Origin of the sequence: Allobosea sp. (assembly GCF_036675845.1) — a bacterium.
In the GTDB taxonomy this organism is placed as follows: Bacteria; Pseudomonadota; Alphaproteobacteria; order Rhizobiales; family Beijerinckiaceae; genus Allobosea.
In genome coordinates, this window is record NZ_JAKFED010000159.1 from 1 (window position 1) to 11,934 (window position 11,934).

At 66.5% G+C, this 11,934-nt stretch carries 11 protein-coding genes; 9 read left to right on the plus strand and 2 right to left on the minus strand.

Annotated elements, in window-relative coordinates:
* Positions 1-218: 218 nt before the first annotated feature.
* From V6M56_RS18025 to V6M56_RS18050, 6 genes are all read left to right on the plus strand, one after another.
* Complete coding sequence (locus V6M56_RS18025; protein WP_442881180.1) at positions 219-1,874, plus strand: FMN-binding glutamate synthase family protein; 1,656 nt, start codon at positions 219-221, stop codon at positions 1,872-1,874.
* A gap of 124 nt (positions 1,875-1,998) precedes the next feature.
* Positions 1,999-2,679: an HAD family hydrolase gene (locus V6M56_RS18030; protein ID WP_332685540.1), complete on the plus strand. Its 681-nt coding sequence runs from the start codon at positions 1,999-2,001 to the stop codon at positions 2,677-2,679.
* Between the two features lie 401 nt (positions 2,680-3,080).
* Positions 3,081-4,058, plus strand: a complete 978-nt coding sequence (locus tag V6M56_RS18035; protein ID WP_332685541.1) for an ABC transporter substrate-binding protein — start codon at positions 3,081-3,083, stop codon at positions 4,056-4,058.
* Positions 4,059-4,093: 35 nt separating this feature from the next.
* Positions 4,094-4,900: an ABC transporter ATP-binding protein gene (locus V6M56_RS18040; protein ID WP_332685550.1), complete on the plus strand. Its 807-nt coding sequence runs from the start codon at positions 4,094-4,096 to the stop codon at positions 4,898-4,900.
* A 3-nt stretch (positions 4,901-4,903) separates the two neighbouring features.
* The gene (locus tag V6M56_RS18045; RefSeq protein WP_332685542.1) at positions 4,904-5,650 is read left to right on the plus strand and encodes an ABC transporter permease; all 747 of its coding nucleotides are present in this window, start codon (positions 4,904-4,906) and stop codon (positions 5,648-5,650) included.
* Between the two features lie 4 nt (positions 5,651-5,654).
* The gene (locus V6M56_RS18050; RefSeq protein ID WP_332685543.1) at positions 5,655-6,386 is read left to right on the plus strand and encodes an ABC transporter permease; all 732 of its coding nucleotides are present in this window, start codon (positions 5,655-5,657) and stop codon (positions 6,384-6,386) included.
* A gap of 291 nt (positions 6,387-6,677) precedes the next feature.
* Here the strand turns inward: V6M56_RS18050 and V6M56_RS18055 are convergent, their stop codons facing one another.
* Both V6M56_RS18055 and fdxA read right to left on the minus strand, forming a co-directional pair.
* A complete protein-coding gene (locus V6M56_RS18055) occupies positions 6,678-7,451 on the minus strand; it encodes a ferredoxin--NADP reductase (RefSeq protein WP_332685544.1) in 774 nt (257 codons plus the stop codon).
* A 60-nt stretch (positions 7,452-7,511) separates the two neighbouring features.
* Entirely contained in the window at positions 7,512-7,841 is a 330-nt protein-coding gene (gene fdxA / locus V6M56_RS18060) for a ferredoxin FdxA (protein ID WP_332685545.1), read from the minus strand.
* A 138-nt stretch (positions 7,842-7,979) separates the two neighbouring features.
* Between fdxA and V6M56_RS18065 the strand changes: the two genes are divergently transcribed.
* The 3 genes from V6M56_RS18065 to V6M56_RS18075 all read left to right on the plus strand — a co-directional run.
* The gene (locus V6M56_RS18065; RefSeq protein ID WP_332685546.1) at positions 7,980-9,176 is read left to right on the plus strand and encodes an amidohydrolase family protein; all 1,197 of its coding nucleotides are present in this window, start codon (positions 7,980-7,982) and stop codon (positions 9,174-9,176) included.
* A 250-nt stretch (positions 9,177-9,426) separates the two neighbouring features.
* The gene (locus V6M56_RS18070) at positions 9,427-9,921 is read left to right on the plus strand and encodes a (2Fe-2S)-binding protein (RefSeq protein WP_332685547.1); all 495 of its coding nucleotides are present in this window, start codon (positions 9,427-9,429) and stop codon (positions 9,919-9,921) included.
* On the plus strand, positions 9,918-11,934 hold a 2,017-nt coding region (locus V6M56_RS18075; protein WP_332685548.1), incomplete at its 3' end, for a xanthine dehydrogenase family protein molybdopterin-binding subunit. The genes V6M56_RS18070 and V6M56_RS18075, both read left to right, overlap by 4 nt.

Genomic DNA, 11,934 nt, shown 5'->3' on the forward strand with positions numbered 1-11,934 from the left:
CACTGCCGTCATCCTGGGCGAGCGAAGCTCGGCCCGGGATCCATCGTAGGGCGCCGGAGCCTTATGATGGATCCCGGATCTACGCCGCTTCGCGGCTTGTCCAGGATGACGGCGGTGGTTCCGAGTAAAAATTAGCATGCTCCAGCCTGTCCCATCGCCGCCGACCCCGCCGGCCGCGCCCCGGCATTGTCGCGCCGGTGTTTTTGTCCGAGGGTCGCATGGCCCGAGAGGGAACGCTCCGTCCAAGAGGTCCGGCCGCCTTGCCTTTTTCGCTGTTCAATCGCTATGCCGCCCTTGCCGGCTGTCTCTTCGTCGCGCTCGGCACGCTCGTCCTGCTGCCGCTCTGGGCCTGGCTCTGGCCGTTCACGCTGGTCGCCGGCCTGCTCTCGCTGGTCGGCATCTACGACCTCGTCCAGACGCAGCACGCGGTACTCCGCAACTATCCGATCCTCGGGCACATCCGCTACCTCGTCGAGGGTATCCGCCCGGAGATCCGGCAATATCTGCTCGAAAGCGACGACGACCGGCTGCCGTTCTCGCGCAGCCAGCGCTCGCTCATCTATGCCCGCGCCAAGAACCAGGACGGCGACCGCCCCTTCGGCACGCTCGTCGACGTCTATGCCGGCGGCTACGAGTTCATCGGCCATTCGATGCGCCCGGTTGCAGTCGGCAATCCCGATGGCTTTCGTATCGAGATCGGCGGTCCGCAATGCACGCAGCCCTATTCGGGCTCGGTGCTGAATATCTCGGCGATGAGCTTCGGCTCGCTCAGCGCCAATGCGATCCGGGCGCTGAACCGCGGCGCCAGGCTCGGGAACTTTGCCCACGACACCGGCGAGGGCAGCATCAGCCCCTATCATCGCGAATTCGGCGGCGACCTGATCTGGGAGCTGGGCAGCGGCTATTTCGGCTGTCGCAGCGATGACGGCCGCTTCGACCCGGAGCGCTTCGCCGCCCAGGCCCGCGACCCGCAGGTCAAGATGGTCGAGATCAAGCTGAGCCAGGGCGCCAAGCCCGGCCATGGCGGCATCCTGCCGGGCCACAAGGTCAGCCACGAGATCGCGCTGACCCGCGGCGTGCCCGAAGGCCAGACCTGCGTCTCGCCGGCGCGCCACAGCGCCTTCGACACGCCGATCGAGATGATGCAGTTCATCGCCCGGCTGCGCGAACTATCCGGCGGCAAGCCCGTCGGCTTCAAGTTCTGCCTCGGCCACCCCTGGGAGTTCATGGGCATCGTCAAGGCGATGCTGGCGACCGGCATCCTGCCCGATTTCATCGTCGTCGACGGCGCCGAAGGCGGCACCGGCGCCGCGCCGGTGGAGTTCACCGACCATCTCGGCGTGCCTTTGCGCGAGGGCCTGCTCTTCGTCCACAACACCCTGGTCGGCACCAACCTGCGCAACCGGATCCGGCTGGGCGCGAGCGGCAAGGTGGTCAGCGCCTTCGACATGGCCAGCGTGCTCGCCATCGGCGCCGACTGGGTCAATTGCGCCCGCGGCTTCATGTTCGCGATCGGCTGCATCCAGTCGCAGAGCTGCCACACCAATCGCTGCCCGACCGGCGTCGCGACCCAGGACGCGCTGCGGCAGCGGGCCCTGGTCGTGCCCGACAAGTCGCAGCGCGTGCACAACTTCCACCGCAATACCCTGAAGGCACTCGCCGAAATGCTGGCCGCCGCCGGCGTCGGCCATCCCTCGGAGCTAGGGCCGCATCACCTGGTACGGCGCATCAGCAGCTCCGAGATCAAGCTGTTCTCGCAGCTGCACCGCTTCCTCGAGCCGGGCTGCCTGCTCGAGGGCGGCGTCGAGGGTGAGTTCTATGCCTCCGCCTGGAAGCTCGCGAGCGCCGAGAGCTTCGACGCGATCAGGGCTTAGAGTCGGATCGGATCAGGTTGGATCAACCTGATCGGTGAATCCGCCTCTGAACGATGGATGGAGCACGCATGATCCGATCGGATCATGCTCTGGGCTATTGCCGGACAAAGGAACGCAAGACGACATGCAGACCACGCCATTGAGCATCGTTCTCGATTTCGACGGAGTGATCGTCGATTCGGTCGCGATCAAGTCGCAGGCCTTCCAGGACGCCTACTCCGACGCGACGCCGGAACAGCTCGCGGCGATCGACCGCTACCATCACGCTCATGGCGGGGTCAGCCGGCGTGAGAAGTTCCGTCATTTCGAGACGGCGATCTTCGGCCGCGAAGCCGACCCCGCCGTGATCGAGGCTCTTTCGGAGCTCTACCGCTCGATCGTCTACGACAAGGTCGTCGCCTGCCGGCTGATCCCGGGCGCGCTCGATTTCCTGGCCGAAGCCGCGGCGCGGATGCCGCTGCACCTGGTCTCGGGAACGCCGCAAGGCGAGCTCGAGGCGATCGTCGCGAGCCGCGGCCTGCGCCATTTCTTCCAGCGCGTCATCGGCGCGCCGACGCTGAAGCTCGCCGCCTTCGCCGCGCTGGCGCGCGAAGACGGCCACGACCCGCACCGAGTGGTCGCCATCGGCGATTCGACGACCGAATTCGATGCCGCCCGGGAGCTCGAAATGCCCTTTGTCGGCATCGTCGCGGAGGGAATCGCGAACCCCTTCCCGCCGGCGATTCCCGTCCTGCCCGACATGACTGGGCTGGCAAGGCAGCTCGGCTTCACGGCGAAGCTCGCGGCCGCCGCCGCCGCGAGCTGAGCTTGCCGGCGCCCCCCAACCGGCATCGAACCGGCGCCAGTATAGTTCGTACACGAACGATTTTTGATCCGCCCGGCTCCACCATTCGCGCTTGCCAGAGCTCGCAGCGGCCCCGATGCTGGCACTGTGGCCGCATAGCGACCCGGCAGGTGCATTCCGCGCCGGGCAGAAGGAGCTTCTCGTACCAATTGCGGGTCATAATGGGTCCAGTGCGGCAAAGATTCGGGGCGCTGCTTATGCGGCGAGGCTCCATTGCTCCGCTCAAAGCTCCGTCGTCTTCTCCGCCGCTACCCGCTTGACAAGGCTCCGGCATGCTGAGACGTTATTTGTATACAAATAAAAAACATGGACATCCTGCCGAACGATAACAATCGCGGGCATGAGCTAATCGGGAGAGAGGCATGACGGTTTTCTTTGGCATCCGGCAGTTCGCGACCGCGGCGCTCGCCGCTTTGTGCCTGCAGGCACCGGCGCGCGCCGAGGAGATTTCCGTGACGCAATGGGGAGCGAGCCTCTACGGCGCGCCCTATGCGGTCGCGATGGAGAAGGGCCTGTTCAAGCAGGCCGGCATCGACATCACCGGCATCATCGGCTCCGGCGGCGGCGGCACCACGGTGCGCAACATCCTCGCCAGCACGACGCCCTATGGCGAGGTCGCCGTCTCCGCGGCCCTGGCGGCGAAGGCGCAGGGCATCGACCTCGTCATCGTCAACACCGGCACGCGCAGCGTCGCCGAGGCCTCGATGGTCACTATGCCGACCTCCGACATCAAGAGCGTCGAGGATCTCGTCGGCAAGAAGATTGCGATCACCTCGCCGAAATCCGTCTCGGAAATGCTGTTCCTGATGGTGCTGCGCGAGAAGGGCATCGACCAGAGCAAGGTCCAGCGCGTCGCGGCGGGCGGCTATGTCCCGGCGCTCACCATGCTGGAACAGGGCGCGATCGTCGGTTCGGTGCTGATCGAGCCGCTGGCGATCATCCGCAAGGACAAGTACCGCACGCTCTACAAGGCCGGCGACATCCTCAAGCCGATGACCACCTCGGTCGGCATCACCACCCGCAAATTCGCGCAGGAGAACCCGGAGAAGCTCAAGGCGATCATCGCCGGCCGCCGCGCCGGCGTGCAGGCGATCTACAAGGACCCGGCCGAGACCGCGAAGATCATCGAGAAGCTCTACAAGCTCGAGCCGGCGGTCGCCAAGGAAGCCGTCGACAACATGATCGGACCGAAGATGTGGAGCGAGGGCGAGTTCAACATTGCCGAGCTCAACCGCATGGTCGAAGGGCTCAGGCTGATCGGCGAGGTCAAGAACGACGTCGACTGGTCGCAGGTCCTCGACAAGTCCTTCCTGCCTGCCGATCTGCAGGCCAAGCAATGAGCGCGGCCGCAGCGGGCGCCAAGGTCGTGACACTCATGCCCCAGCCGGCGCCCGTTGAGGCCCATGCGACGCTGCGGGGCGTCACCCGCGTCTTCCAGCTGCCGAAATCGACGCTGCACGCTCTCGGGCCGATCGACCTCGATCTCGCCAAGGGCGAGTTCTTCTCGGTCGTCGGGCCGTCCGGCTGCGGCAAGTCGACCTTGCTCGACATCCTTGCGGGGCTCAGCCCCCCGCAATCGGGCACCGCGCATTTCGAGGGCAAGCCGGTCGCCGGCGTGCCCGACGGCGTCGGCGTCGTCTTCCAGGAGGATGCCTCCTTCCCCTGGCTCAATGTGCGCGACAACGTCGCCTTCGGCCTCAGGCGCGCCGGCGTCGACCCGGCCGAGATCACCCGGCGGGTCGACTACGCCGTCGGCTTCATGGGCCTGAAGGATTTCGCGACCTCCTTTCCGGCCCAGCTCTCCGGTGGCATGCGCCAGCGGGTCTGCATCGCCCGGACCCTGGTGCTGCAGCCGCGATTGATCCTGCTCGACGAGCCCTTCGGCGCGCTCGACCAGCAGACCCGCCTGCTGATGGGCGACGAATTGCTGCGGCTCTGGCGCGAGACCTCCGCCACCGTGCTGCTGATCACCCATGCCCTCGACGAGGCCGCGATGCTCTCCGACCGCGTCGGCGTGATGTCGACGCGGCCCGGCACCTTCATCGACTTCGTCGAGACCGGCTGGGAGCGGGATCGCGACAGCCGCGTGGTCTCGACGCCGCATTTCGGCGACATCACGGCGCGCCTCTGGGAGAAGCTGCGCGTCGAGGCGATGAAGATCATGTCCTCCGGGAAGGTCTGAGCCATGTCGGAGAAATGGCTGCGTATCACCATCGTCACGGCGATGATCGCGCTGGTCGAGCTGCTCTGCCAGACCGGCGTCATCCCGAGGATGGTGATGATCGCGCCCTCGCAGATGGTGGTCGAGCTGGCGCATATCCTGGTCTCGGGCCAGTTCTCGGCCGACATCGCCACGACCTTCACCAACATCGCGATCTCGACCGTGCTTTCGATCCTGCTCGGCTTCGTGGCGGGGCTGATCATCTACTCGCTGCCCAGCCTGCGCGATGCGCTGGAGCCGTTGCTGGCGAGCTACTACGCCGTCCCGACCTTCGTCTTCTACCCGGTCTTCATCACGCTGTTCGGCGTCGGCTCGGCCTCGATCATCGCCATCGCCGTGCTGCTCGCCGTGGTCTCGATGGTCACCGCGACGCTGAACGGGCTCGACCGGATCCCGCGCGTCCTGCGCAAGACCGGGCAGATCTACCGGATGTCGCGCGTCAAGACCGCGCTGCTGATCGAGCTGCCGGCGACGCTGCCCTATCTCTTCACCGGCGTGAAGCTCTCGGTCGCCTACGCCTTCATCGGCGTCATCGCCTCCGAGTTCATCCTCTCCGGCGCCGGCATCGGCTATGCCATCGCCTATGCCTACAACCTGTTCGAGAACGGGCACATGTACGCCCTCATCCTGCTCGTCCTGGTGACCGTCACGATCGTCAACACGTTCCTCAACATGATCGATCGGCGCCTCCAGGCGCGCCGCCAACGGTGACGCCATGCCCAAACTCGCCGGCACTCTCATCGTTCTCCTGACCTTCATCCTGCTCTGGCAGGGCTTCCATCTGCTCGTCGGCGCTTCCGCCATCGCCTCGCCGCTGCAGACGCTCGTCAAGCTCGGCTCGCTGCTCGGGACTGCCGAATTCTGGGAGAACATCAGCGAGACGATGCGCGCCTTCGTCGCCGCCTTCGTGCTGTCCCTGGCCGGGGGCATCGCGCTCGGCATCGTCCTCGGCGTCCGGCGCCTCGCCGGCAATGTCGCCGAGCCGATCCTGACCACGCTCTATTCCATCCCCAAGGTCGTGCTCTACCCGCTGGTGCTGCTCTGCTTCGGCCTCGGCATCTCGGCCAAGATCGCCTTCGGGGTGATGCACGGGCTGATCCCGATCACGCTGTTCTCGATGAACGCGATCCGCCAGATGAAGCCGGTCTATCGCCGCACCTCGCAGGTGATGCGCCTCTCGCCGTCGCAATCGGCCTTCACCGTGATCCTGCCGGCGATCCTGCCGGAGATCATCTCGGGCGTGCGCCTCGGCTTCTCGCTGACCCTGCTCGGCGTGCTGATCGGCGAGATGTTCGCCTCCCAGCGCGGCCTCGGATTCCTGCTGACCAGCGCCATCAATCTCGGCCATATCGACACGATCATGGCGATCGCGCTGCTGCTCACCGTCTTCGCGGTGACCTGCAACAGCCTGATGATGCTGTTCGACCGGCAGCTGACGCACCGGTAGCCGCTGCGTCGTCATCCTGGACAAGCCGCGTAAGTGGCGCAAATCCGGGATCCATGGCTGATACCCTCTCCGTCATTGCGAGCGGAGCGAAGCAATCCAGAGGGGCTCGCTCGACGTCCCTCTGGATTGCTTCGTCGCTTCGCTCCTCGCAATGACGGCCAGGCCCGCGCAAGGGGTCTCCCTTGCGGTCGCCCGGGATGACACGCAGAGAAGGACGAAAGCAAAAACGGCCGGCCCGTGAATGGGCCGGCCGCATGATTTGCCTTGTCGTTGTAAAGGTCGGCGATCGACTCAGCGCTCGACGAAGGCGCGCTCGATCACATAGTCGCCGGCTTCGCCATGGTTGCCTTCCTCCATGCCGCGCTCCTCGAATATCTGCTTGAGGTCGACCAGCATCTGCGGGCTGCCGCAGAGCATGAAGCGGTCGCTGGCGGCATCGAAGGGGCCCATGCCGGTATCCTCGAAGATCTGTCCCGAGGTCAGAAGGTCGGTGATGCGGCCGCGATTGCGGAAGGGCTCGCGCGTCACGGTCGGGTAATAGATCAGCTGCTCGCGGATCATGTCGCCGAGGAATTCGTCCTTGGGCAGATGCTGGGTGATCTGCTCGCCATAGGCGAGTTCCGCCACCTGCCGGCAGCCATGCATCAGCACCACCTTCTCATAGCGCTCATAGGTCTCGGGATCGCGGATCAGCGAGAGGAAGGGCGCCAGCCCGGTGCCGGTGCCGAGCAGGAAAAGCCGCCTGCCGTCCTTGAGATTGTCGAGCACCAGCGTGCCGGTGGCCTTCTTGCCGACGATGATCGGGTCGCCGACCTGCAGGTTCTGCAGGCGCGAGGTCAGCGGCCCGTCCGGCACCTTGATCGAGAAGAACTCGAGGTTCTCGTCGTAATTGGTGCTGACCACGCTGTAGGCGCGCAGCAGCGGCTTCTCGTCGACCTTGATCCCGATCATCGTGAACTGGCCGTTCTTGAAGCGGAAGGTCGTGTCGCGGGTCGTCGTGAAGCTGAAGAGCGTGTCGGTCCAGTGGTGAACGCTGAGCACGCGCTCCTCGTAGAAATTGCTCATCTCGTCGATCCTCAGATAGTCTAGCGAAAAAGCAGATTATCGGACGCAGGCCACCAGATATCACATCGCCGCGCGTTCGGAAAGAAGGTCGAGTTTGTCCGGTATTCCCTTCCAGTCGTCGGCGTCGGCCGGCGGCTCGCGCTTCTCGGTGATGTTCGGCCAGAGCGGCGCCAGCCTGGCGTTCAGCGCCAGCCATTCCCCCGCCCCCTCGGCATTGTCGGCGACGATCGCCTCGGCCGGGCATTCCGGTTCGCAGACGCCGCAGTCGATGCACTCGTCGGGGTGGATGACGAGCATGTTCTCGCCCTCATAGAAGCAGTCGACCGGGCAGACCTCGACGCAATCCATGTATTTGCAGCGAATGCAGGCACTTGTGACCGCGAAGGCCATGCGGGATCCTCGCCGCTTGACAGGCTGGGAAGGCGGGTGCAAAACTTGTTCGTACACAAACGATATGCCGCCTTCGCTCGCACTTGTCAATCGGGATCGGGATGGTGAGGATATCGAAGGCTTTACAGGGCGGATGAGATGGCTGAACAGCAGACGGCGACGGTCGGCAGCAACCACAAGCTGGTGATCAGGAATATCGGCTTGATGCTGAGCGGCGACATCCAGCGCCCGATCCTGGAAGCGGACACCCTGGTCGCGATCGGCGGCAGGATTTCCGCCATCGGCCGCTTCAAGGACCTCGACACCGACCAGGCCGACACCGTGATCGACGCCAACGGCACGGTGCTGGCGCCCGGCATGATCGACAGCCATGTCCACCCGGTCGCCGGCGACTGGACGCCGCGCCAGAACCAGATCGGCTGGATCGATTCGACCATGCATGGCGGCGTCACCACCATGATCTCGGCCGGCGAGGTCCATACCCCCGGCCGGCCCAAGGACATCGTCGGCCTCAAGGCGATGGCGATCTATGCCCAGCGCGCCTTCACCAATTTCCGGCCCGGCGGGGTCAAGATCCATGCCGGCGCGCCGGTGATCGAGCCCGGCATGGTCGAGCAGGATTTCAAGGAGCTGGCGGAGGCCGGCGTCAAGCTGCTGGGCGAGGTCGGCCTCGGCGGCGTCAAGGATGGTGCGCGCGCCAAGCAGATGGTGGCCTGGGCCCGCAAATACGGCATCCAGTCGACGATCCACACCGGCGGCCCCTCGATCCCGGGTTCCGGCCTGATCGGCGCCGATGTCGTGCTCGAAGCCGACACCGACGTGGTCGGCCACATCAATGGCGGCCATACCGCCCTGCCCGACAAGGAGATCCGTTGCATCTGCGAGGGCTGCAAGCGCGGCTTGGAACTCGTCCATAACGGCAATGAGCGCGCCGCGCTCTATACGCTGCGCGTCGCCCGCGAGATGGGCGAGCTCGAGCGCGTCATCCTCGGCACGGACGGGCCGGCCGGCTCCGGCGTGCAGCCGCTCGGCATCGCCCGCATGGTCTCGATGCTGTCCTCGCTCGGCGAGGTTCCGGCCGAGATCGCCTTCTGCTTCGCCACCGGCAACACCGCGCGGATGCGCAGCCTCGATTGCGGGCTCATCGAGGTCGGCCGCAGCGCCGATTTCGTCTTCATGGACAAGGCCCAGCATTCGGCCGGATCGAGTTTCCTGAACAGCATTGAGCTCGGCGACCTGCCCGGCATCGGCATGGTGGTGATCGACGGCATCGTCCGCAGCGGCATCAGCCGCAACACCCCGCCGGCCGAGAAGATCCCCTCCGTCCAGCATTGAGGCGCCGCTCCAGCCGTCATTCTCGGGCGGAGCGAAGCGCAGACCCGAGAATCTCGTGACGAGAAGGCTCCGATTGGAGCCTCCTCCGGCCTAAGATGCTCGGATCAAGCCCGAGCATGACGTCCAGACGTCAGCGAAATCCGCCCTTGCGGCCTGCCTTGCATTGTCATTATTCTCATTCGCATACGAACGATTTGGGTCACGTGACGACAATCGCGAACAGACGCGCGACGCCCCGCTCGGGCGAGCCATGAGAACGACGCGGCGCTTCAGCCTTCGCGTCAACGGCGCCGATCATGTCGTCGAGGGCGAGCCGCAGACGCCGCTGCTCTATTTCCTGCGCAACGACCTTTCCCTGAACAGCCCGAAATTCGGCTGCGGCCTCGGCGAATGCGGCGCCTGCACCGTCCTGCTCGACGGCGTCGCCGCCCGCAGCTGCGCCTTGCCGGTCAGGCTCGCAGCGGAGCACGAGATCGTCACGCTCGAAGGGCTCGGCAGCGCCGACGCGCCCGATCCGATCCAGCAGGCCTTCATCGATGCCCAGGCCGCGCAATGCGGCTATTGCATCAACGGCATGATCATGACGGCAAAAGCCTTCCTTGCGGTCCGCCCGAACCCGAGCGAGGCCGAGGTGCGCGAGGCGCTGCGCTATAATCTCTGCCGCTGCGGCACGCATGTCGAGATCGTCAGGGCCGTGATGCTCGCCGCCGAGCGCGGCCGGACGCAGAAAGCGGCCGCGCCATGAGCGAGGCAGACGGCCGCAGCCCGCTCTCCCGCCTAACGCTGCTGAAACGCGGCGGCATCATCGCCGTCGTCGCGCCGCGCAAGGGCGCTCCCGCCGATGCCGCGCCGGAAGACGGGCTCGACCTGCATGTCTGCCTCACGGCGGAAGGCCGGATCGCCGCCTTTTCCGGCCATGTCGACCTCGGTACCGGCATCCGCACCGCGCTCGCCCAGATGGTGGCCGAAGAGCTCGATTTCCCCTTCGAGGCCGTCGAGATGGTGCTCGGCGATACCGCCGACACGCCCGACCAGGGTCCGACCATCGCCAGCGAGACGATCCAGGTCACCTCGCTCGCGATGCGCATCGGCGCGACCCAGATTCGCGCCCGGCTGATCGGGCTCGCCGCCGCCGCCCTGCAATGCGGCGAGGACGAGATCGATTTGCGCGACGGCGCGCTGTTCCGAGGCGAAGCGGCGACCCCGGCCATCGCCCTTGAAACCCTGCTCGCCAACGAACGCATCCTGCTGCCGCTGGCCGGGAGCGCGCAGTTCAAGCCGACGGACCGGCACAAGCTGGTCGGCCGGCCGGTGGCCCGGGTCGACATCCCGGCCAAGGTCGATGGCAGCTTCGTTTACGTCCACGATGTCCGCGTGCCGGGCATGCTGCATGGCCGCGTCGTCCGCCCGCCCTATGGCGGCATGGACGCCGGCGATTTCGTCGGCCGCAGTCTCATCGCGGTGGACCGGGATTCGATCGCCGACATTCCCGGCATCCGCGCCGTCGTGGTCGAGGGCGATTTTCTCGGCATCGTCGCCGAGCGCGAGGAGCAGGCGGCCGAGGCCGCGCTCAGGCTGCGGGCGGAGTGGAAGGAATGGGCCGCCCCGGCCGGGCTCGACAATCTCGGCAAGGCGCTGCGCGAGCATCCCTCGACGCCGCGCCTGCTGGTCGATGAGGGCGATGTCGAGGCGGCGCTCGGGACGCTGGAGAAGCGGCTCGACCGAACTTACGTCTGGCCCTACCAGATGCATGGCTCGATCGGCCCGTCCTGCGCCGTCGCCGCTGTCCATGCGGACGGCATCACGGTCTGGACCGGCAGCCAGAACCCCTTTCCGCTCCAGGCCGATCTCGCGCTGCTGACCGGCCTGCCGAAGGAGCGGATCGACGTCATCCGCCATGAGGCCGCCGGCTGCTATGGCCGCAACTGCGCCGACGACGTCGCCGCCGATGCGGTGCTGCTGTCGCGCGCGGTCGGTGCGCCGGTGCGCGTCCAGCTCACCCGCGAGCAGGAGCATCTCTGGGAGCCGAAGGGCGCGGCCCAGCTCATCGACATCAAGGGCGGGCTCGGCCCGGGCGGCTCGCTGCCGGCCTATGACTTCCACACCTGGTATCCGTCGAACGCCGCCCCGACGCTGGCCCTGCTGCTGACCGGCCGCATCCCGAACCAGCCGGCGACGCTCCGCATGGGCGACCGCACCGCGCTGCCCTCCTACGACTACGAGAACATGCGGCTGACGGCCTATGACATGCCGCCGATCGTGCGCGCCTCCTGGCTGCGCGGCGTCTCGGCCATGCCGAACGTCTTCGCCCATGAGAGCTATATCGACGAGCTCGCGCATGAAGCCGGCGTCGACCCCGTCGAATTCCGCCTGCGCCACATCAATGACGAGCACGCCGCCGAGCTGACGCGCGCGACGGCCGAGCGCGCCGGCTGGCAGCCGCATGTCGGCCCGCGCATGGAGGCGGATGGCGAGATCCTGCGTGGGCGCGGCTTCGCCCAGGCGCGCTATGTCCATGGCAGCTGGCCGGGCGTCGGCGCCGCCTGGGCCGCCTGGGTCGCCGATGTCGCGGTCAATCGCGCGACCGGCGAGGTCACCGTCAGCCGCGTCACCGTCGGCCAGGACACCGGCATGGTCGTCAACCCGGCCGGGGTGACGCATCAGGTCCATGGCAACGTCCTGCAATCGACCAGCCGGGTGCTGCGCGAGGAGGTGACCTTCTCGCAGACCAGCGCCGTCGCGGCCCGCGACTGGGGCG